Raw genomic sequence first — 20732 nt, forward strand, 5'->3', positions numbered from 1 at the left:
GGGATTCGTTTGTGCTTTACATATGATGTGGAGTGAAGCGAATATTGCTGCGTAGCAGTAAATAGCACAAAGCGAATAATGTGCTATTGAATTTAAGTTCGGAAAAAGTAACAGACTAAACTCTTAGAAAAGAGTTGGCTCCCCGGGCCGGATTCGAACCAGCGACCAACCGGTTAACAGCCGGTTGCTCTACCGCTGAGCTACCGAGGAACAGTTGCTCTGCATTTGCATGACAGCCGTATAGCAACGCAAAATGCTCTTGCCAAGCCCTTATTTTGATATTCTACAGGAAAAAACCAGATTTATGACAGGAAATGCTTTTTCTGATTATTCGCGGAGTCCGAACAGCGATATAGAATGATAAATATCATTTATTTCAGATATTTAGATGTGGAAATGGAAACGAATGTAATTCCCATAAAGGGAGTAAATTTTGATATTTTCAGTTTGAAAAATTTGCACGCTCTTTACGAGTAAAGAGTGGCTCCCCGGGCCGGATTCGAACCAGCGACCAACCGGTTAACAGCCGGTTGCTCTACCGCTGAGCTACCGAGGAACAGGTGCTCTTGCTTTCAGCGATTTGGCGTATAGCAAATGATTTTCGGTTTTGCCAAGCCCTTTTTCGCTTTTTTATCAACTTTTTAGCGGAATTATTGTGAAGATACGTATTTTCGGCGTTTAAGGCTGGAATAATATGCTTTTCTATCCACAGGCTGGATGGTTTTGGCATCTTAAAGTCGTCTGATTTAAGTATCTCTACGTAAAAATGAGTGGAATCAGCATCTTATAGAAGGCGCATTAGAATCTGTTTTTTGGAAAACTGACTTTTGAACGGGAAAGTACGATTTCGCCCATGACGGTGTTTTATCAGGAGAAATGCTTCTTATATAGAAAAGTTGATTAGAGAGCTTTGAAATGAAAGCAGGGCAGACAGATTGCTAAAATCGGATAGTGATATTGATGATGCTGCAGAAAAGCAGAGGGCTGATAGCGCGAGCAATGGTGCGCATCGGATCAAACTGTTCGGAAAGTCGATTCCTTTGCCGCAATCTGTCTGGTTAAGACGAGCTTTAGGCGGTGGTCTGGTTGTCGGAGGCATATTTAGCTTTTTGCCAGTGCTTGGAGTCTGGATGTTGCCGCTAGGATTAATCATTCTTTCGCGTGATTCCAGTCGGATCAGGCGGATCAGACGCAAATCTGAGGTCGGAATCTTACGTCGTTGGCGTGAATACAGGGCGCGCAAACGTGCAGAAAAGGCATCTAAGTCTCAATAAACTATTTGAGTGGTGTAAATGACGAAGAGGCTGTGAACAAAATAGCGGCTATCTGCTTTATTTTGATGGAAAATTTAAATTTTCGCAGAAAGCGTGTCAGGGAGACTTGACGAGTCATGCAGCTTAACATATTCAGCACTCAACCACATACGGATGGCCTCGTGGCGGAGTGGTTACGCAGAGGACTGCAAATCCTTGCACCCCGGTTCGATTCCGGGCGAGGCCTCCATCCTAATCCTAAATCACTGTTATATATGATTTATTTGGGTTAAATCCCTCACTTGTCGTCAAGGTGAGGGCAAAGTACTTCTTAAAAACCGATTTCCAATCTCATAAAATCCGTAAATAAAAAAGCCAGCCACGGTTTTTAGCTGGCATTTCATGTCTGAGTATATCCAATTTTAAGTTGTATTATTTTTTAACTTTACTTCTTGAGCGAGTAAGAGCGATTTCGCTTTCAATCTGGTCAGCTACGCGTCTTGAATTCTTAATTCCAAGGCGCACTCTGTCTGCCCCTTTAGTGTAGAGTTCTGCCTGTTTCACATTCGACCAGCCATATTGCGCCATGAGTTCGTGCGTGGCTGCACCGGCTTCCGCCGATAGTGTGGCCGAAAGTTTGCGCAAGCCATGAGCGCTTTTATTGATTCCTGCATCATTACATCTGTCTCTAAACCAGTTTCCAAAGCTTGCAGTTTCAAATGCATTGCCAGATTCACTGATGAGAAATGTAGTGGTGCCGGTTTCAGTCACGGAAATAACATCCAGCAGTGCCTTGGGAAACTCAACGGTAATTTGAGAGCCTGTTTTTTGTGTTGCGATGCTGAAAATGTCGCCGCGCATGTGCTGGCGGCCAGCTCGCACAACGTCAGACCGGCGCAATCCTGTATGCAGTAGCAATTCTACCGCGAGGCGAGCTTTTGTTCCAACTGGCCAACGATCATAGAACTGTAGCAGATCTTCCATTGTCCAGGGCGCGAAGCCAATAGTTTTGTATTTTAACGGCAATACGCCAGCAGTCGGATCAATAGTCACATAATCATTTTGGAGTGCCCAACTGAACAGGCCGCGCATTGCCTTCAGGAAGTGATTAGCTTGAGCAGGTGTTTCTGCTCGTGCTTCAACGGCCATAACCATCGAACGACGGTCAATTGCCGTGTAGCGCGTGTTATTTGAGCGTTTAATTGCCTCAGTAAAAATATTCTCTCTCTGGCGCCATGTCGCAATCGAAAATGCCCTCCAGGTGGAGCTTTCACGATAACGGTCAATAAGCCATCGCAAGCTGTAGGGCGCGGCAGGAATACCGCGTGGGGCTTCCTCAATTTTATACCCCATAACAGCTTGTTTATAGGCTTCTTTAAACTCCCGTGAATTCAGGTCATCGGGAAGGCGTACACGCAGACCTTTCCCGATCCTGTAAAAATATTTCACTTTGCCGTGGCGGCTCACCTCACGCACAACATGCGGTGGGAGTTTGCGTCTCAATCTGGTCATTACAGCCGCACTATGTTTTTCTGTTCAATTAAAAGTGGGTAGGTATCTGTGAGCGGTGCAGGTTGCACCGATAAAGAGCCATCGGCCTCCAATCGCACACTCACACCTTGTTCTTTGGCAATGATCGCCGCACTGCGGATTTGCGCGCGGGTGTAGCGCACTTTTTCTCTCTCGACTTTATGATCCATGCTTAATCACCTCCTTGCGCCAAGGCTGCGCGGCCTGTGGGGGTAATAATTACTTCGCTGTGAAAACCAAGGCGTATTAACCCTCGCTTTTCTAATGTCCGAGCAGTATGGTTTTCTCGCAATCCATCAGCGAATGTTTCCCCGCCGCAATATTCAGCTTGTTTCAGCAGTTCACGCTGTCGCACAGTCAGCTTCATCGTCCTGCCTCCGAGGTCGAGGCGGACGACAAAGGCTCAGAACGTCCGTCATTGGTGACGGCGGCAGATTTCTGACGATTTTTCGTACGGTATGGGTCAAGCTCAGTGCTGTTTTCGTCAATCAGTGTGATTAAAAATATACGAAGCAAATCAACAGTTGCTTTGTCAGCACCGATTGGTGATGTTTTAGCATCATCGTAAGCTACTGCTGAAAAGCATGCAGCGAGCATAAGGTTGTTGGCTGTTTCGTGTGTATCTTCATCATTGCGCTCGCATGAAAACCACTGATCCCATGTCGATAGTAGATGCTGTGCCAACGCAGCCGCGTCAACGGGCTTGGCTGCCTCGAGCAAAGCCCGTAGATCCACGGTCTGCACTGCAATGCGTTCCGGCAGGTTGTCACCGGCCAATAGGGTTTCATATGTTCGCAGCAGCTCAGGCAGGTCTAGCGGCGCATGGTACGGTGCCTGCTCAACATCCGACAGATTGAACCATTCATCTCGGCTGGATGGCTTGTCATGGATCATCTGGGCGCAGTCTTTGGCTTCCTGTGGGCTAGAGAACATCACGCAGCATGGGTTCGTGCCACAGATAAGCTGATAACTTGTACTGCCTGTATGCCTATCTACCCAGTATGTACCATAGGGGGTGACTGCGCGAAAACGGCTTTTGTATTCAGTCCATTCAAGTTTGGATTGCTCGGTCATGCTGCTACCTCGTCAATGTTGCCATGCTGAACGGTAAAGGTGAGGGCAATTACCCATGGGTTCGCGTCCCATGCATTGGCGCCATTGATCTTGTTCCAAAGATCCTGAAAAGCTGCCTGAGCATCATTGAAGTGCCAGCCATCCATATTTTCAGGTGCCAAATTTGTGTTGGTGTGTATGCCGGAAAACCATGCGCATGCAGGGCTATCCTCAAGGGTCATTGTTATGCCCTCAGCCATCGCATCTTCTTCTGAAATGTCCTGCAGGCGCTCAATGCGCACATTAGTGATTGTCAGAGTGAGGCGGCTGATCCAGCGCGGCATATGGATAGATGGTTTCCATGATTGCGAAGGCGCGATGCCCTTTTGTCCGGCAATTGGAAACTGCTCGTGCATTTCGGTGTAGCTGCAGTTCTCATGTGCCTTGTAAAAGATCGTGGCTACGTCCGCTGCCCAACTATTACATCGCCATGACTCGCGTACCCAAAGGCGATCACCGACTGAGTAAGGCAAGCGAACCGTTTCAGGCTGTGCAGGAAAATCAGATGTGAAGACAGCCTTCGTGTCAGATACGCCTGCAAAGCCGCGGAACTTAGAATTTGCATCGGTGGGTTGCGGCTTCAATATGCGCCGCGTTTGTGTCTTTCGGCCATTATAAAGGGCGCGGATCATTGGTGCGCTGAACAGGATTGGCGCTGTCCGAATGACTGGAAAAGTATCAGAACAAAGTTTTTCACGTGGCTCTAATGCCGCCTCTGCACCTTTGCGGGTGAGGTAAAAGCAAGCAGCGCCGCCAAACGGCAGGGTTTCACCACGGCGCATGGTCGCCAAACCATTGGCAACCATATCCTGCCAGTCTTTGTGATCTTCCTGACAAACAAATCGGTTGCGATAAGTCGTCCGCTTAGGATTGGGCAGGCCAAGTGTGTGCCGTGCCAGCTCTTTCTGGGATGCTGTTAGCATGATGCTACCTCTGAGCGTTGTGCATCGCGTTCCAGCCGCCACATTAAGAAAAGGGCGGCGCTACTGGCGCGTTCGGTTTCGGTGATTTTTGATGATTTTTTGTGCTTGCGTTTTTTGTGAGCGCTTCGTGCTGCGATCCGCAATTTGCATTGATCGGAGGTGCTATCGCAGTCCGGTAAAGTACAATTGAAACAAGGCTCACTAGTCATTGCACTAGCTCAAAAAGATCGTTCGGCTGGCAGCTAGAGTTTTACAAAGTGTGACCATTTGCTCGTATGAAATGGTTTTGAATTTGCCATTAATCAGTAGGGAGGTGTTTGGTTCGCTAATGCCGAGGATTGGAGCAAGCTCACGGCTACGGATGCCTGCTTCAGCCATACGGGCTTTAATATTGACCTTAATTTGCATACAAATTCTCCTTCTGCCGGAAAGTGCGGCAGTTGTGGCAGTGTCTGGTTGTTGGGGTTGGTTATTGTAGGGTGATACCGAAATTCAGAACTTTGTCTGAGAGTTCGCCGCCCATTTGCAGATGCTCACTGACGAATTCATGAGCTTCCTCCGCCGTCATTTCTTCATTGTTGTTATTAATAAAACATCCTGGTGTGTCGATCATGTTTTGATATGTCAGCGCACATGTTTCGCAGAGGCAGTAGTCTTGTACGACGTAATGTGGGGTACTTTCTGAAATACTCTCGCCACAAGCTTCGCACTGTTTGTCGTGATCGCTTGGTGTTGTTTTCATTACATCACCTGCTTTACCGAAAGCTTGCGTGCGAGATGGGCGGCTTTAAGCCCGTAGCGAGTGATATCTTCGGATGAGTAGCCGCGCAGTCTGAGATTGTCAGGCGTTACCGGATCGCCTGCAGCATCCATATCCTGCATAGTCGCGGCCATTTCAGATACAGTCAGCTTATCCCATGTTGTGGGTGCTGGGGCGGGGTGTGTTTGATAAATGATCATAATTACAACCTCTATAAATTATCAGGTTATATGAACGACTATTCGTTCGACCTGGTTATAGAGATATCGGTAAATTAACCTAATTACAATAGGGATTAGGTAAAATTACCGAAACAAAAGGCGCGCATAATTAATGTAATAATCTAAATCAATGAAATGATTGTCTTTTACGGAGTAATGTTGAAGCTGGTGTCGTTCACATATCAATGATGGATCGGCGAACTCTACCAACTATTTTTATCGCGCCATCTAGCTTCGGTGCTGGGGTGTCTTTGTAGGATGCAGGTTGAAATGGTGGGTCTTCATTTGGGCGGTATCTTTTATAGGTTGCTTGCCCTGCTTCATCGGCTATTACGTAGCATCCGTTAGCAACAAGTCTTTTGTCAGCGCGATTTACTAGAATAATTGAGTCCGGCGGTGAAATCTTATTCATGGAAGAACCGCTGACGCGTAAGGCGATCCAGTCACCCTCTGGTAGGTTAATTGCTTGTATTGTTGGGAATTCGTCAAAGTGGATGGCAGCATCTTGATGAGATAGTTCGCCAGCGCTGATCCATGAGATTAAGGGGATATCGAGCATGCTTGGACGGTGATAGTCACCTTCTTCATTGCCTGTTCCGTCCAGCAGCCATGTGCTGGAGGTTTTTAGGATCGGAGCAATTGCTTCAATGGTTTTGATTGAGGCGCCTTGGTCTTTTCCATTGCGAACGGCACGTCTCATATTTCTAATTGCTGAATCACTTAGTCCTGCCAACTTTGCCGCTTTCGATTCAGCAAGGCCAACAGCCAAGAGTCTTCTATCTATACGTTCCAAAATATCTTTAAGCATGTCGATTATTTTACCGAAGGTGATGCTGAAATAATATCGGTACGTTTACCGAGTGATGACTTGACAATTTCGGTAATTTAACCGAAGTATTTGGCATGTTGAACATTCGCAATCTTTTAGTGCTTGCTGATATTTATCGCCAAGCCACCGGAGTTGAGGATCGTACGGTGAGTAGCCGTGTATTCTCTGATGGAAAAAAAATATCCGCGTTGCGTGAGGGGGCGGATATTACAGTTTCGCGTTTCAATGAAGCGATGCGTTGGTTCTCCCTAAATTGGCCTGAACATGCAGTCTGGCCTGAGGATATTTATCGTCCTGCGATTGATGAGGTGGTGCAATGACTGTGCCTCCTCACCAAACACGACAGCAGTGCGGCTGTCACCGAAAATCACTCGCTCGTTTTTTCTCTGATCTCTGCCGGTTCCTACCACGGCAGATGCTGGCCTGCCTTTGCGCTTTCGCCCTCGTAAGCGCGAAGGCAGGTCTTTTTTATGAGGTTTTCGCATGGTGAAAATTCGCCCGACAACTGAGCATGACAGGCAGGCGTTGAAAGCAGCCGTGCGCCGTTTGCTGCCAATGGCCGGTGGCGTTTCTGCTTTTGAAAAGGTGACGCGTGTTAATGCCTCTGCGCTATCTCGTTATGGCGCACCTGATGAGGCGATCAACCATATGCCGATTGATGTGGCGATGGATTTGATGCTCGACACGCGCTCGAACGGCATTTTGTCCATTATGGCCATGCAGCTTGGTTTTAAGCTGGTGTCCCTTGGCAATCAGGATTTTGGCAGCACCTTGCCGGATATCGGGGATATGTCCCGTCTGAGTAAGTCTGTGTCTGATGTAATGCAGGAATATGCACAGGCAATTTCGGACGGCGCGATTACGCCCCGTGAAAAGCAGCAAATTGATATTGAAATTGAGGAAGCTGTGCAAATGCTGCGGGCATTCCAACACAAGATTGATGGCGCAACCTCTAAAGGCGGTGACGTATGAGCGGCGATATTACCAGCGACAGCGCCCAGACAATTGCTGTTGGGCAGCTACGCGCTTTTATTGAGCGTGTTGAACGTCTTGAGGAAGAAAAGAAAACCATTGGCGATGACATCAAAGAGGTTTTTGCGGAACTGAAAGGCTCCGGATTCGACACAAAAGCGGTGCGCACGATCATCCGAATGCGGAAAAAAGAAGATCATGAGCGGCAGGAAGAGGAGGCAATGGTGCAACTCTATGCTGACGCGCTTGGTATGCCCTTATTTCGGGGGCTGCTATGAGTTTTAATCCTGCAGTTATTGCGATGCGTAATGCAACGACCGTCAAATTCGAGCGATTTATTGCATCCGTCGTCAATGATGCGGCTCTGATTGGACAAATGCCTGGCGATAAGGGCTATCGGCCGCGTCTTGATAAGATCGCGCACCGGCTTTGCCGTGTGTTCAATGTCAGTCTGACAGAAGTGCGCTCCCCACGCCGCGATAGTGAAGTATCTATGGCGCGGCAGGCTATCTATTATTGGGCTTGGCGCGTGACGGAGCTTTCATCCTCCCAGATCGGGCGACGCATGGGCAATCGCGATCACACTACAGTTTTGTATGGGGTCAAGGTCTATCGGCGCAAACGGGCGGCGATGGGGCGAAATTTACGTGAATTGCGGAGGGCTGCACAATGAGCCACGACGCTACCAGTTGGGCTCTGAAACAGCGTGGGTTTAAACCGGCGACAAAATTGGTTCTCTGGCACTTATGCGACCGGTATCACCCAGATCATGGCTGCTTTCCTAGTCAGGATACGCTCGCAAATGATTGTGAAATGTCGCGCTCTGCTTTGAATGATCACTTGGCTGTTTTAGAACAGGCGGGTTTGATTTTGCGTGAACAGCGCCGTGACAGGCACTCCAGAAAACAGATTTCCACCTATTACCGTTTCGCTTTTCAGATTGATTTTCCGTGTCCTAAATCCGGACACGGGCAGGGGGAAGCCGTGTCCGGAAAACAGCTGGAGCCGTGTCCGGAAAATGACGAAAGCCGTGTCCGGAATTCGGACACTAACCTTGTAAGGGAACCAGTAATAGAACCAGTAACTGAGAGAGAGCGCGGGAGCGAACCGGAAAGCAAGGAAACTCGCAAAGCGAACGAAAAGGCTTTCAAAAAAGCTTTCTCGTCCTGGCCAACTTGGCTGACAGACAGCGAGCCGGGGGCATATCGGGCATGGCATAGCCTTTCGATTGATGAGCGGCAGTTGGCTTGTGAAGAAATCGGCCGCTATGTCGAGGCATCACGGGCAACAGGGCGCAAGCACATCTGTTCGTTTGCTGTTTATCTGTGCGAAAAGCGTTGGGAAAAGCTGCCAGCTCCGGCTCAAGTTGCTGCCAATGCTCCGGCACAGGCTGCGCCCTTCGGCAAGATGTGGGCGGCACGGGTTTATGAGCTGTTACTAGCCGGTGTCACTCATGTCGGTCAGCTGACGGCGTTGGAGCAGCGCATGGTTGAAGCTGGTACTTTCTCAGTTGAACACTTGCTAGCTGAGAAACAGATTAAATTTGGATTTCCGGCAGTGAATGATTTGTTTGAACGTGCTGCTGGCAGACGCGGTGCGCTTGTTCCTGCCTATTTGCAGGCAATGGCTGAGCGCATGACTGCGGTGAAGGTTGGTGGAGATCTGTGGCAAGCGTGGGTTGCTGCTCATGCAGTGCATGGTTGGCCTTGGCTGCCTAACACTGGAACCGTGGAATACGTCTATCTGCCGGAAGGCGGTCCTGAGGCATTGGAAGAATTACAGGCTCTGTTGCGAGGAATTGAAAAATGATGATGCCAAATAACAGACCATTTGAGGAAGCGCGTATCTTGGAAACGGCACGACAGCTGGATGAACGCGATCCGGATCGCATCAAAATGCGGATGCAGGAGAAGTTTTTGGCTATTGCTGCCGGTACTGAGCGCTCAGAAAAACAGTGGTTCGTTCTCAAAACTGCGAACAAACAAGAGAAAGCTGTTAGCCAATCGGTGAGTAACTTTGGTATTGAGACCTGGTTGCCTGTGAAATCAGAGGCGCGTTCAGTCAAGTATACACGTCGTTCAAAGCAAATTGAGGTGCCGGTTTTCAATGGATACTTGTTCGTAAGAGTAGTCCCATGTGTTGAAAGTTGGGTCGGTTTATCACGTGTTGACGGGGCGATTTCTCTCATTTTCGGACAGCATGGTGCAATTGTTGTAAGTGATAAATATATGAATGATCTCAGATGTTTGACAGATGTTGGTTCATTTAATGATTTAAAGAATTTTTCTCGATACAACAACGGTGAGCGTGTATCGTTTCCGGTTGGCTCCGCAGGTGTTTTTGAGGGGGTGATAGAAGGCTATGTCGGAACCAGAGCAGCGCGTGTGCTTGCCTTCATATTCGGTCAAGAGCGGACAATAGAAGTGCCTCTTGCCAATTTAATCAAATCGGCATAGCCCTATGAGAAGGGACGACCTGTAGACTGTGAAGCGTAATGCTTCCGAGACGGTGAGCGGTGTAAGTCGGCATTAGCCGCAGTGAGCTCCCTGCGGATCCCGGAGAAGCGACCGATAATTCGGCAACCGCTTCTCCCCCAGTGCGAAGCTATGAAAAAATCAATTTTTAGCTCTTCTCCAACCTGCGGCTCTAGCCTCAGCTTCTGTGCAAAACCAACGTTCGCCGTATTCAGTACGAATGACTGTATCGTCATAAAACTCTTGCCCGGGGACATGATAGATACGCTCTCCGGTATTAAGGCTGGTGTTCCCTTTAATTTCGCATGACTGAGGGCTTATCGACGCTGCTGGGATGGATGGCTGTTCGGCATCAGCTGTGAACTGCTTACCCAGAGATAATGCACTGGTGTAAACGGTCTGACCATATTTAGCAGTTAGCGCACCAATACTCGCTGCGACGACAATTGCACCTGATAATATTAATGCGAAGTTCTTGTTCTTATCCATGTTTATCAGCTAAGCAGATTTAGTTTGTATAGCAATTTCAAGTTGAAATGATGGTTAAATGCTATGTTGCAAGTCACTCGCCGATAAGCTGTTGCATCCACTATGAGAAGCTATATGCGAAACATAAACATATCACTGATGTTGAAACGATGATTTGGAACAGTCAAACTTTCTTCGGACTTACATAAATAAAAGAATCGCTGAATATTGTATCTATGGGATATTATATTCGTGTTTTTAAATATGCTTGTCGTTTGTGGGTTCGGCGACTCCGAGAGGGGAAATCGAAGATGATTGGATTCATTTTACAGACAACGGTATTATTTGCTGTTTTGTATTATTTCCCTTTTTTAGATGATTTCAATAAACAGATTGGAACAACTGGTGCCCTCATTATTTCTATTTTTGGGGCTGGGGTTATCAATTTTATTATTGATCTTTTTTATGCTCCGGTCTTGTTGGACAGATACCAAAGGCAGGACCTGAAATACGCTATTAATACAGCTCAAGATATTTTGGATTCTGAGAAAAACGTCAAAACTCTTAGTGAGCTTTACAGAGAAGGTAAGGCGCTACAGCTTAAAATCTCGACACAATATGTTGAGAAAGATGAGTATCTGAAATGGTACTCTAAATGCGAAAAATATATAGAAGATAATTTTCAGTATAGCGAATTGCATAAGTTCCGTATCAGTTCGGAAGAAGATGACTATGGTGTATCAAATCGTCATCAGAGCTTTATGAACTTGGTTCAGCGGAATCTCAGAGTTTTGAATAGTATGATTGAGTTCGGTGGTTATAAGGCTTTATCATCTGGTTCCTTACAGCTTATTGTCCTCAATGCAAAAGAGCCAGCTTATAAGTATGTTGTCGATTTGACCTCTGATTAATTCAACTACCGCTCATTGGAAAAAGTTCATGTTGCATGTCACATCTTCAATGAGTGGGCTATCTACCCATGATGGCACTTCTGTTTTCATGAACTTTGATACAAAGGGATGGGAGCAGGAGCTAGATCGGTTTGAGCGTGAGACAATACCGAAAGCCACGATCACTGCTTTGAACCGCACTGCTGCTGTTGGCCGTTTGGCTGTGCAGGATGAGATGGAAGCAAAGCTTGATCGGGTTACACCATTCGCAAAACGGGGTGTTGCCTATGAGCAGGCCAGCAGCTCCAAACCATCAGCGGCTGTTATCATCGCCGGTAAATCATGGGCGAAGAACTCAACGCCACCGGCCAATTATCTGACACCGCAATTCTTTGGTGGTCAGCGCAATCTTAAATCTTTCGAACGACAGCTGATCAGTGCAGGCCATATGGCCAAGGGGCTTTATGCCGTGCCAGCAAGGGATTGTCCGTTAGATCAATATGGCAATGTTCGCGTGGCACTGATCGTTCGCATTTTGGCTGACTTGCAAATTATGGAACGAACAGCAGGTTATAACCGTAAGCGTACCGAGGCCTCCACCAAGCGCAATGCTCGCTATAAGAACGCACGGTTCTTTGTGCCAGAACGGGGATCGCATTTGCACCCGGGGGTATGGCAGCGAAACCCGATCGATAATTCAATCAAGCCGATGCTGTTGTTTGTACGGATGCGCTCTTACACCCGAACGATAAACTTTCATGAGACAGTGCAGCGGGTGGCAGAAGAACGCTTTGCAAGATATTTCGCGGAAGCGATCGGCAAGCTGAGCCGCGAATAGGTCAATCCGGTGGGGCAGGCCTTTCTCAACATTTCGGGTCCTTCCTGACCAATCTTGATCACGGGTATTTCGCACCGCGAGTGTTCGTCAGTCTGAGCCGGAAAATGAAGCCTAAAGTCGAAGGCTAAAGAACTAAAGTCAGACGCTAAAGTTAGCACTCAAATCAGGGAATTAAAATTCCGGCTGTTGTTGCAGGGAAAATCATGTCGGACATTCATGCAGATCAGACGATGAGCAAAGGTGAGTTTGCGAAGCTGATCAATGTCTCTGCTGGCCGGATCTCGCAATACATCGCCTCGGGTCAAATCGGGCCGGATGCTTTGCAGGGCGAGGGGCGCAGTGCACGGATTGTTGTCGATCGTGCCAAACGTCAGCTCAATGGCCGATTGGATGTAGCGCAACGTGTCGGCATGAACGGACTGACCACGCGGATTGCTGTTTCACCGAATGCCCAGCCTTCTGATGTGCCGTTGTTGCAACAGACCGAGAAACGCCTACCTGAGACGTTCCAGTCACAAAGTGATCTGGTTGCAGACCAAATTGCGCGTGAAAAGCTTGATCAGGCCAAGATTCAAACGGCGCGTGCCAAGCGTGAAGAGGCGCTTGCTTCCGGCCGGTTTATACTGGCCGATGAGGCCAGATCCGAAATAACCCGGGCTGTTGCTATGGCTTACCGCGTCATGGAAGGCGGGCTGGCAGATATGGCCACGCATTTGGCAGGCCAGTTTGAACTACCCCAACGCGATATACTGCATCACTTGCAGCAAGCCTATCGCAAGGTGCGCGAACGGGCGGCACAGGGGTTTGCCGAGCAACAGGCAGCAGAGCCGCAAACTCAAGACGATCCGGACATCATAGATGATGAGGATCACAACGATGATTGAATGGTCGGTTTATGACACTGCTCTGCAATCCTTCATGGCTGACCTATTCGATATTGGCGCAGGAGACTATGCCGCCGCCACCGGTCAATTATCTTAGCTGGGCAAAACAGAATATTGTCTTTTCCGATCGCATTACGCAGTTTCCAGGTCCCTATAATGAGGCGCTGTTCCCGTTCTTTTCGGAAATCCTGAAAGCGATTTCACCGGAAGACCCGTGCCGGATTGTGACAATTGCTAAATCGGCGCAGGTTGGCGGCACCGTACTCGCCAATATCTTTACACTCGGTACCATGGATATGGCGCCATGCGATTTTCTCTATGTGCATCCGACTGAGGAAAACGCCTCGCGTTGGTCAAAACAAAAGCTGATGCCGCTGATCCGTGCGACCACAGCATTGACTGCATTGTTTCCGGAAAAAAGCCGTGAGGGCGGCAATTCGATCCACTACAAGGAACGCGCAGACGGGCGCGGTGCTATTCAGGCAGCGGGTGCAAATTCGCCTTCCGGTTTGTCGATGATCTCACCGCGCAAACAGGTGCAGGACGATCTGTCGAAATGGCAGAACAATGATGCGGGCGATCCGGAAAGCCAAGCCGAAAGCCGCTCTAAAGCTTTTATCGATGCGAAAATTCTCAAAATCTCCACGCCGCTGATTGCACCAGGCTGTCGGATCAGTTCGAATTTTGAGCGTGGTACACAGGAGCGCTATCACGTTCCGTGCCCGCATCCTGAATGCCATACGATGCAACCGCTCGAATGGGAGCAGATGCGCGATCATATTGATCCTGAGCATCCCGAAAAGGCGTGTTTTTTCTGTGTTAAATGCGGCGGGGAAATCAAAGAGCATCACCGCGCATGGATGGTTGCCCCTGAAAATGGTGCGAAATGGATTGCCAAATATCCGGAACGGGCACGCTATCACCGCTCGTTCCATATATGGGTTGCCTATTCGCCATTGGAAAGCTGGGAGGCACTGGCGCGAGCCTATCTGAATGTGCAGAGTGGCGGACCGGATGACAAGGGCAAAAAGTCCGGTGCTGAACAGGTGTTCTTTAATGACTGGCTCGGCCAGCCATTTGAGACGGATGGTGAATCGATAGGCTGGGAAGTGTTACGCGACAGGGCGGCACAAACTGGCCTGCCACGAGGCATTATACCACCTAAAGCGCTGATTCTGACCATCGGCATTGACGTGCAGGGTGATCGTGTTGAGTGGCTGCTGGTCGGTTATGGCAAAAACCGCTACCGTGTTGTGATTGATCGCGGATTGTTTGACGATAATACCGGTCGCAATCTGCCGGGCTTTACCGCGCATTCTGGTCATATTTCTGAGCCAGCCGTGCAAGTTGCTTTGTCGAAGCTGGTGAAACGTGAGTGGCTCGATTGCTGGGGCAACCGGCGCAAGGCTGATCTGGTTGCCATCGATGGTAACGCCTACACAGAAGATGTCTGGGAGTGGGCACGCCGACACCCAATTACCGATGTGATTATGGTGCGTGGCGATAAGCGTGAAGCGGCACCGATGCTGTCGCAGGTCAAAAAAGAAAAAGACAAAAAAGGCAGGCCACTCAAATACTCACGGCGGTTCTTTAACTTTAACGCCTCAGTGATGAAAGCGGCGCTTTATCGGTCTTATCGCAAAGTTGATCCGGAGCAGACCGGATTTATCGATTTTGTACACGGGCTTGGCGATGACTTCTTTGAGCAGGCAACATCGGAAGTGCGCGTGCAGCATCGAGGGCGTGATGGTCATCCGTATTACTTATGGGATCTGCCAGCGGGCAAGCGCAATGAAGCGCTGGATATGCTCAATCAATCGCTGGCCGCATCTTTGCGTCTTGGCATCAATTACTGGACTGAGGATGAGTGGGACGCATTAGCTGAGCGCTTGTCTCAAGAGCTGCCACCGGCACAGCTTGATCTCGAAGATCAGTTGCTGCAACCGCAAATACCGGTGCCGCAATCGCCGCCCGTTAAAAAACAATCGCCCTTAATTGATGCGGCTATCGCCCGTGCAATTGCACGTGCAAACCGCCGTGGCTGATCGGAAACATCATGACAGACAGAACCATTTTATTGGCGCGTCTCACGGAAGCAGAGACGGCGCTGCATAAACTCATTGTCGGCAAGACGACCGTACAGCTGAGTTATCAGGGCGAAAGTCTGACTTTCACCACGGCTGATGAAGGGCGGTTGCGCCTTTATATCAGTGAACTGCGTAACCAACTCGGCCTTGGTGGTTCATCTCGTACGCGCTCACGCCGTGTGGTGTTTCTATGAGTGAGCCGGTTATTCTGGATAGCGGTGGCAATCCGCTGCCACCTGAAGTGAGGATGAACGCTCGCAAACGCTATGCGATGAATGCTGCCTATAATGCTGCTGGCTCAGATCATTCCTCAATGGCGGCATGGCGACCAGGTACATTCTCAGGTCAGGCCGCGCTCACATTGTCGCGTGATGTTGTTGTCGATCGCGTTAATGATGCGGTGCGTAACAATGGCTGGGCATCGGCTGGTGTCTCCCGTCTGGTGGATACCGTAATTGGTTCCGGTTGGCGGTTATCGTCTCAGCCGAATGCCCGCACACTTAATCTGTCGGCTGATGAGGCCGATGAGATTGGCGACCAGATCGAGGGCTTATGGGCAGACGTTGCCACGGATCCGGGCAACTGGTTTGATGCGGAACGCACGAAATCCGTATCCGGCCTATTAGGATTGGCGGCACGCCACCGGTTCAGCGATGGTGAGGCTTTTGCTGTTTTACCGTTTCGGATGGGAGTGACCGGTTATGGCACATGCGTCCATGTGATTGATCCGGCACGGATCTCCAATCCGAATGGCGGCATGGATTCGGAATATTTGCGGGATGGTGTTGAGCTTGATGCTTATGGTGCGCCGATCGCGTTTCATGTGCGTCGATCTCATCCGGGCGATATCACCCGTCCGATGCATGATATGTTTACCTGGGATCGGGTGGAGCGCGAAACCGAATGGGGCAGGCCTATTGCCGTTCATGCCTTTGAGGCCAATCGTGCCGGCATGACACGCGGCGTCAGCCCTTGGGCATCGGTGCTGCAACAGCTCAAACAAGTCTCGGACTATAATGATTACGAGTTGCAGGCGGCATCACTCAATGCGGTGATGGCAGCTTTCATCAAAACGCCGCTCGATATGGATCAGTTGGCCGATAGTTTCAGTTCTACTGACAGTTCAAAATCTATAAGTGCGTTTTACGATGCGCAGGCTTTCGCGCAAGGGGCTGCATATAAAGCTGATCCGATCCGGTTGAAAGGCGCACAGCTCAATTTCCTCAATCCGGGTGAAGATGTTGTTTTCACCAAGTCTGAACATCCGAATGCTGCGTTTGAGGTCTTTGTAAATGCCGCGATGCGCAATATCGCCTCCGCGGTCGGGCTGACCTATGAGCAGCTGACAATGGATTGGTCAAAGGTCAATTACTCCAGTGCACGTGCCGCTATTCTGGAAATCTGGCGTGGTTTAACAGCACGAAAAACCAGCTTTGCCCATGGCTTTATGCAGCCGATTTATCTGGCATGGCTGGAAGAGGTGTTTGATCAGCGCCGCATTAAATTACCAGCTCATGCAGTGTCGTTTGAAGCCAATCCGATCGGATGGGCAAGAGCGGCATGGATCGGGTCGGGGCGTGGCTGGGTTGATCCGGAGAAAGAGGCCAGAGCTGCTGCCATTCGTTTGGCAACCGGTCTTTCGACACAAGAGTCTGAATCAGCGGAACAAGGGCGCGACTGGAAAGAAGACATGCTGCAGCGTGCCCGTGAACAACGCTTTGCTGCCAAGCACGGTGTTACCTCCGGTGAGATGGCAAGTTCCGGCGTTGTTTCGCGCTTTGGCAGTGAAACGCCAAAATCCGAACCGGAAGAGCAGACAGAGAATAAGGATAAGGCGCAATGACATTTGCAATGCCGGAAATTGCAGCACGCTTGTTTGATACGCCACTGATGCTGCATGAGGCCAAGGCCAATATTATCGCACGTGCCTTTGGTCCGCGTGTGCTGGGTCAGAACATCGCTATGGCTGACACAGCGCAAATGGGTGTGTTGTCAGAGAATATGCGCGAATTGCGTGACGGGTGGACGGGTGAGAAAATTTACAACGGCCCCAAAATAGTCGGCAATGTTGCGGTGATCGAGATTGAGGGTTCACTTGTCAATAAAGGGTCATGGGTGGGTAAATCCTCCGGTATGACCTCTTATGAAGGGCTGAATATCCAGATTGCCGATTGCCGCTCACGTGATGATATCAAGGCTGTGGTCTTTGAGATCGACAGTTTCGGCGGTGAAGTTGATGGCTGTTTTGATTGTGCGGAAGAGCTTCATCTTTTGTCCGAGGCCAAGCCGACCATCGCCATTCTGACCGATCACGCCTGTTCTGCCGCTTATCTTTTGGCTGCCGCCTGTCGTCAGATTGTGATTCCTGCCACCGGTTATACTGGATCAATCGGCGTTATCACGATGCATGTTGATGCATCGGGCTGGGCGAAAAATCAGGGTCTGGCCGTCACCATTTTGCGTGCCGGTGAAAAGAAGGCTCGCCCTGGTATGTTCGAGGCCATGAGTGATGAGGAATACCAAGAGGCTACCGCTGACCTCGAAGCCATGCGGGTGCTGTTTGCCGAAACTGTATCGCGGTTTCGTGGGAGCCGTCTCACGACACAGGCCGCCCTTGCCACAGAAGCCGATACATTCCGTGGGCAGGCCGCCGTCGATTTAGGTCTTGCCGATGCGGTGGGACGTCCCAAACACGTTTTTGAAGCCTTCATTGCCGCAATGGCTGCTTAAAAACACAATCTCTGAAATCTCAACAATATCAAAAGGAAGATGCTGATGTCGCTTGCTCGCGCTATCCGTGCAGCCGTTGGTGGCCGCAATACCCGCAAACGTCTTGAAGAAGACAAGCCGGAAGATCTGGAAGATGATCTGAAACCTGATGAGGCTGAGGATGATCCGGAAAATCCTGATGCTGAGGAAGATGAAGAAATCCAGCCGGAAGCCGATGAGGATGAGCCTGTGGCTGATGAGGAAGAGAAGTCGGGCGACTATGCCCGTGGCCGCAAGGCTGAGCGCAAGCGCAACTCTACCATTCTTGGTTCATCTCTGGCTGAGCGCAATCCTTCACTGGCGGCTCATATTGCCTTTAACACCAATATGAGTGCCAAGCAGGGACTTGCTACGCTTGCTGCCGGTGCATCGACTACCGCACCAAGCCTGTCAGGCCGTATGCAGGGGCGTGTTCCAGCACTTGGGTCAGGTGGCGCAAAGCGCACAGCAGGGACTGCTGATGAACGTCTGGTAGCGCATGCGAAAGCCCGCAATCAGCGCCGCTAATGGCGCCTAGGCTTTTGAGCCTCAATCAATATTCTCAATTTTATCAGGAGAGCGCTATGCGCACTGAAACTTACACGCCCGGCGACCTGCTCGTCGGTGATTACCCTGTTGCTGTCCGCACTGTGACCATTGCAGGCGGGCAGGGCGTCCTTAGACGCGGCGCGGTGCTGGGTGAAGCAAGCGGAAAATTTCTGCTGTCGGCATCCGCTGCGACCGATGGCTCCGAGGTTCCCGCACTGGTGTTGGCCGTTGATGTCGATACCACGGCTGGTGACACACAAAAGGGTGCTTATGCATCCGGTGGTTTTGATGCGGGCAAGCTCGTTTTTGGCACAGGTCACACGATCGCTACGGTTGAAGGGGCTTTTCGCAAAGCCTCAGCCCCGCTCTATCTGCACAATCTCGCCTGATCCGATCCGGCACAGTTTTTAAGGAAAACCCTTATGGATTTATTTAGCACAACCGCGCTGCTGACGGTGATTGAATCCCGTGACCGGCCAACCGCTTTTATCCGCGATACATTTTTCCCGAATGGCTTTCAGTCTGATGCGGAAGAGATCGCGTTTGATAAGCTGAAACGCCGTCGCAATGTGGCACCGTTTGTATCGCCATTGCTACCAGGCAAAGAACGCGCCATTCGTGGCCGTCAAACCTCAACATTTACGCCTGCCTATGTGAAGCCGAAAAATACTGTGCGCCCTGGCGAAGGTTTCCGCCGCCGTCCCGGTGAACCGCTTAATGGCAATATGTCTGCGGAAGATCGGTATTTGCAGACTGTTACCGACATTCTTGCCGATCAGGATGATGAGGTGACGCGCCGTGAAGAGATCATGGCGGCCGAAGCGCTGCGCACCGGCAAGATCATTGTCAGTGGTGAAGATTACGAAACCCAGATTGTGGATTATAACCGGCCAGCCAATCACACGATTGCTCTGACAGGCACAGATCGTTGGGGTGAAAAAGACGTTTCTATCCGCAAATCCATCCGCTCATGGGCGACCCGTGTTGCAACCACGTCAGGTGGTGCAGCAACAGAAGTGATTTTGGGTGCGGAAGCGGCAGAGCTTTTGCAAACCGATCCGGAAATCCGCGACATTCTCGATAATCGCCGTCAGGCCGGTGGCGAAATGCAGCTTGGGCCAGTTGCAGCCGGTTCCGAGGATATGGTTGCGATCTATCTTGGCTCAGTGGGGCAGTTTAATTTCTGGCAATATACCCAGCTGTTTCAGGATGATCAGGGCAACGATATTGAGGTTTGGCCAAGCTTTGGTGCCGGGATTATCGCGCCAAGCCAGTTTCAGGGCTTTATGGCTCATGGTGCTATTCAGGACGTTGCAGCTCAGCTACGCCCATTAACCCGTTTCCCGAAAATGTGGAATGTCGAAGATCCGTCCGCAACCTTCCTAATGACACAAAGTGCGCCACTACCGGTGCCTGGTGATGCCTCGGCCTCACTCTTTGCTATGGTTCGCTAAGCACACATCTTTGAAAGGATTGTTATAATGGCCAAGATAAAGACTGTGCGGCAGGCCTATGCCGTGACACTGACCATTGCAGGCAAAGATGTGCCACCTGGCACAGCGGTTACGCTGCCTCAGGATGAGGCGGATAAAATCGCTGTTTTATTTGGGGTTGCTCCTGCGGTGCGCGCAGCGCGTGAACCGATGGATGTGCCAACACCAAAGACACCAGCAAAACCCGTTGATTTGGATGCTCTGATGAAAGCTGTTGAAGAGGCTCAAGCCGCCTATGATACGGCTAAAGCTGCACTTGATGAGCCGGATGCGGGTGCCGAAGAGCTAACCGCATTTGAAGAGGCCGAAGCCCGTTTAAATGCGGCAGAGCAAGCGGTTGAAGATGCTGGTGGGCAATGAGCCGCCCCGCGATCTTTTCTGATATGGCGGATGCCTTTGTGTCTGGCCTTGGCAATGTTGAGGCTCGGATTACCATTGGTGATAGCACTGTGGCTTTGCGAGGGATTTTGCGCAAGGTTCGGGAAGGCGATCTGCTCGATGTTGAGGGTATGGGACTTGAAGGTATCAGCTACAGCTTTGCGGCTTCAGGAACTGCACTGGATGGTGTTCGTCAAAAAGATACGATTACGATCCTGAGCAGCGATGACGGCCAAGAGACTGGCAAGGTCTTTGTCGTTGCCGGTCATGTTGATGACGGGCGGGCTATGAAACGCCTGCTTCTTCATGAGGATGAATAAGC

General features: G+C 50.0%; 29 protein-coding genes and 3 tRNA genes. 20 read left to right on the forward strand and 12 right to left on the reverse strand.

The window, feature by feature from the left end:
• Nucleotides 1-135: 135 nt before the first annotated feature.
• Both QUF18_RS12425 and QUF18_RS12430 read right to left on the reverse strand, forming a co-directional pair.
• Nucleotides 136-210 (reverse strand) — tRNA-Asn (locus QUF18_RS12425).
• 271 nt (nt 211-481) lie between these two features.
• Nucleotides 482-556: transfer RNA gene (locus tag QUF18_RS12430), tRNA-Asn, on the reverse strand.
• 457 nt (nt 557-1013) lie between these two features.
• On the opposite strand from QUF18_RS12430, the gene QUF18_RS12435 reads away from it, so the two are divergent.
• Together QUF18_RS12435 and QUF18_RS12440 are read left to right on the forward strand one after the other, a co-directional pair.
• Nucleotides 1014-1274: a hypothetical protein gene (locus QUF18_RS12435; protein WP_289387547.1), complete on the forward strand. Its 261-nt coding sequence runs from the start codon at nt 1014-1016 to the stop codon at nt 1272-1274.
• Between the two features lie 155 nt (nt 1275-1429).
• Nucleotides 1430-1503, forward strand: a tRNA-Cys gene (locus QUF18_RS12440).
• Nucleotides 1504-1685: 182 nt separating this feature from the next.
• On the opposite strand, the gene QUF18_RS12445 is transcribed toward QUF18_RS12440, so the two are convergent.
• The 9 genes from QUF18_RS12445 to QUF18_RS12485 all read right to left on the reverse strand — a co-directional run bounded on the left by QUF18_RS12445 (nt 1686) and on the right by QUF18_RS12485 (nt 6608).
• The gene (locus QUF18_RS12445) at nt 1686-2765 is read right to left on the reverse strand and encodes a tyrosine-type recombinase/integrase (RefSeq protein WP_289387444.1); all 1080 of its coding nucleotides are present in this window, start codon (nt 2763-2765) and stop codon (nt 1686-1688) included.
• Nucleotides 2765-2953 (reverse strand): hypothetical protein, encoded by a 189-nt coding sequence (locus tag QUF18_RS12450; RefSeq protein ID WP_289387446.1) that lies wholly within the window; start codon nt 2951-2953, stop codon nt 2765-2767. The genes QUF18_RS12445 and QUF18_RS12450 overlap by 1 nt, the downstream gene beginning before the upstream one ends.
• Nucleotides 2954-2955: 2 nt before the next feature.
• Nucleotides 2956-3150: a hypothetical protein gene (locus QUF18_RS12455; protein WP_289387447.1), complete on the reverse strand. Its 195-nt coding sequence runs from the start codon at nt 3148-3150 to the stop codon at nt 2956-2958.
• The gene (locus QUF18_RS12460) at nt 3147-3857 is read right to left on the reverse strand and encodes a hypothetical protein (RefSeq protein WP_289387448.1); all 711 of its coding nucleotides are present in this window, start codon (nt 3855-3857) and stop codon (nt 3147-3149) included. Before QUF18_RS12460 ends, QUF18_RS12455 begins: the two co-directional genes overlap by 4 nt.
• Nucleotides 3854-4561 (reverse strand): hypothetical protein, encoded by a 708-nt coding sequence (locus QUF18_RS12465; RefSeq protein ID WP_374806746.1) that lies wholly within the window; start codon nt 4559-4561, stop codon nt 3854-3856. Before QUF18_RS12465 ends, QUF18_RS12460 begins: the two co-directional genes overlap by 4 nt.
• A 471-nt stretch (nt 4562-5032) precedes the next feature.
• Entirely contained in the window at nt 5033-5227 is a 195-nt protein-coding gene (locus QUF18_RS12470) for a helix-turn-helix domain-containing protein (protein WP_289387450.1), read from the reverse strand.
• Between the two features lie 61 nt (nt 5228-5288).
• Nucleotides 5289-5561, reverse strand: a complete 273-nt coding sequence (locus tag QUF18_RS12475) for a hypothetical protein (RefSeq protein ID WP_289387452.1) — start codon at nt 5559-5561, stop codon at nt 5289-5291.
• Nucleotides 5561-5779 (reverse strand): hypothetical protein, encoded by a 219-nt coding sequence (locus QUF18_RS12480; RefSeq protein ID WP_289387454.1) that lies wholly within the window; start codon nt 5777-5779, stop codon nt 5561-5563. The genes QUF18_RS12475 and QUF18_RS12480 overlap by 1 nt, the downstream gene beginning before the upstream one ends.
• Before the next feature lie 196 nt (nt 5780-5975).
• Nucleotides 5976-6608, reverse strand: a complete 633-nt coding sequence (locus QUF18_RS12485; protein ID WP_289387456.1) for a LexA family protein — start codon at nt 6606-6608, stop codon at nt 5976-5978.
• Between the two features lie 95 nt (nt 6609-6703).
• On the opposite strand from QUF18_RS12485, the gene QUF18_RS12490 reads away from it, so the two are divergent.
• The 6 genes from QUF18_RS12490 (at nt 6704) to QUF18_RS12515 (ending at nt 10057) form a co-directional block, all read left to right on the forward strand.
• Nucleotides 6704-6949, forward strand: coding sequence for a hypothetical protein (locus QUF18_RS12490; RefSeq protein ID WP_289387458.1), 246 nt, complete (start codon nt 6704-6706; stop codon nt 6947-6949).
• 163 nt (nt 6950-7112) lie between these two features.
• The gene (locus QUF18_RS12495) at nt 7113-7601 is read left to right on the forward strand and encodes a phage regulatory CII family protein (protein WP_289387461.1); all 489 of its coding nucleotides are present in this window, start codon (nt 7113-7115) and stop codon (nt 7599-7601) included.
• Complete coding sequence (locus tag QUF18_RS12500; protein WP_289387462.1) at nt 7598-7879, forward strand: DUF2312 domain-containing protein; 282 nt, start codon at nt 7598-7600, stop codon at nt 7877-7879. The genes QUF18_RS12495 and QUF18_RS12500 overlap by 4 nt, the downstream gene beginning before the upstream one ends.
• Nucleotides 7876-8274: a helix-turn-helix domain-containing protein gene (locus QUF18_RS12505; RefSeq protein ID WP_289387464.1), complete on the forward strand. Its 399-nt coding sequence runs from the start codon at nt 7876-7878 to the stop codon at nt 8272-8274. Before QUF18_RS12500 ends, QUF18_RS12505 begins: the two co-directional genes overlap by 4 nt.
• The gene (locus QUF18_RS12510) at nt 8271-9410 is read left to right on the forward strand and encodes a helix-turn-helix domain-containing protein (RefSeq protein ID WP_289387465.1); all 1140 of its coding nucleotides are present in this window, start codon (nt 8271-8273) and stop codon (nt 9408-9410) included. Before QUF18_RS12505 ends, QUF18_RS12510 begins: the two co-directional genes overlap by 4 nt.
• Entirely contained in the window at nt 9407-10057 is a 651-nt protein-coding gene (locus QUF18_RS12515; RefSeq protein ID WP_289387466.1) for a transcription termination/antitermination NusG family protein, read from the forward strand. Before QUF18_RS12510 ends, QUF18_RS12515 begins: the two co-directional genes overlap by 4 nt.
• Before the next feature lie 159 nt (nt 10058-10216).
• Here the strand turns inward: QUF18_RS12515 and QUF18_RS12520 are convergent, their stop codons facing one another.
• Nucleotides 10217-10564, reverse strand: coding sequence for a sunset domain-containing protein (locus tag QUF18_RS12520; RefSeq protein ID WP_289387468.1), 348 nt, complete (start codon nt 10562-10564; stop codon nt 10217-10219).
• Between the two features lie 290 nt (nt 10565-10854).
• On the opposite strand from QUF18_RS12520, the gene QUF18_RS12525 reads away from it, so the two are divergent.
• The 12 genes from QUF18_RS12525 to QUF18_RS12580 all read left to right on the forward strand — a co-directional run bounded on the left by QUF18_RS12525 (nt 10855) and on the right by QUF18_RS12580 (nt 20730).
• Nucleotides 10855-11454 (forward strand): hypothetical protein, encoded by a 600-nt coding sequence (locus QUF18_RS12525; RefSeq protein ID WP_289387470.1) that lies wholly within the window; start codon nt 10855-10857, stop codon nt 11452-11454.
• Nucleotides 11455-11542: 88 nt separating this feature from the next.
• Nucleotides 11543-12271, forward strand: a complete 729-nt coding sequence (locus QUF18_RS12530; RefSeq protein WP_289387472.1) for a hypothetical protein — start codon at nt 11543-11545, stop codon at nt 12269-12271.
• Nucleotides 12272-12474: 203 nt separating this feature from the next.
• Nucleotides 12475-13155 (forward strand): hypothetical protein, encoded by a 681-nt coding sequence (locus QUF18_RS12535; RefSeq protein WP_289387474.1) that lies wholly within the window; start codon nt 12475-12477, stop codon nt 13153-13155.
• Nucleotides 13156-13166: 11 nt separating this feature from the next.
• On the forward strand, nt 13167-15200 hold the full coding sequence (locus tag QUF18_RS12540) for a phage terminase large subunit family protein (protein ID WP_289387476.1): 2034 nt from the start codon (nt 13167-13169) through the stop codon (nt 15198-15200).
• A gap of 11 nt (nt 15201-15211) precedes the next feature.
• On the forward strand, nt 15212-15436 hold the full coding sequence (gpW, locus tag QUF18_RS12545; protein ID WP_289387477.1) for a gpW family head-tail joining protein: 225 nt from the start codon (nt 15212-15214) through the stop codon (nt 15434-15436).
• A complete protein-coding gene (locus QUF18_RS12550) occupies nt 15433-17085 on the forward strand; it encodes a phage portal protein (RefSeq protein WP_289387479.1) in 1653 nt (550 codons plus the stop codon). Before gpW ends, QUF18_RS12550 begins: the two co-directional genes overlap by 4 nt.
• On the forward strand, nt 17082-17972 hold the full coding sequence (locus tag QUF18_RS12555; protein WP_289387481.1) for a S49 family peptidase: 891 nt from the start codon (nt 17082-17084) through the stop codon (nt 17970-17972). Before QUF18_RS12550 ends, QUF18_RS12555 begins: the two co-directional genes overlap by 4 nt.
• A gap of 45 nt (nt 17973-18017) precedes the next feature.
• A complete protein-coding gene (locus QUF18_RS12560) occupies nt 18018-18518 on the forward strand; it encodes a hypothetical protein (RefSeq protein WP_289387484.1) in 501 nt (166 codons plus the stop codon).
• 56 nt (nt 18519-18574) lie between these two features.
• Nucleotides 18575-18928, forward strand: a complete 354-nt coding sequence (locus QUF18_RS12565) for a head decoration protein (protein WP_289387486.1) — start codon at nt 18575-18577, stop codon at nt 18926-18928.
• 33 nt (nt 18929-18961) lie between these two features.
• Nucleotides 18962-19993 (forward strand): major capsid protein, encoded by a 1032-nt coding sequence (locus QUF18_RS12570; RefSeq protein ID WP_289387487.1) that lies wholly within the window; start codon nt 18962-18964, stop codon nt 19991-19993.
• A 27-nt stretch (nt 19994-20020) separates the two neighbouring features.
• Nucleotides 20021-20392 (forward strand): hypothetical protein, encoded by a 372-nt coding sequence (locus tag QUF18_RS12575; RefSeq protein WP_289387488.1) that lies wholly within the window; start codon nt 20021-20023, stop codon nt 20390-20392.
• A complete protein-coding gene (locus tag QUF18_RS12580) occupies nt 20389-20730 on the forward strand; it encodes a head-tail joining protein (protein ID WP_289387490.1) in 342 nt (113 codons plus the stop codon). The genes QUF18_RS12575 and QUF18_RS12580 overlap by 4 nt, the downstream gene beginning before the upstream one ends.
• Nucleotides 20731-20732: the final 2 nt, after the last annotated feature.

It is taken from the genome of Pseudochrobactrum kiredjianiae, assembly GCF_030362795.1.
Taxonomy (GTDB): Bacteria; Pseudomonadota; Alphaproteobacteria; order Rhizobiales; family Rhizobiaceae; genus Pseudochrobactrum; species Pseudochrobactrum kiredjianiae.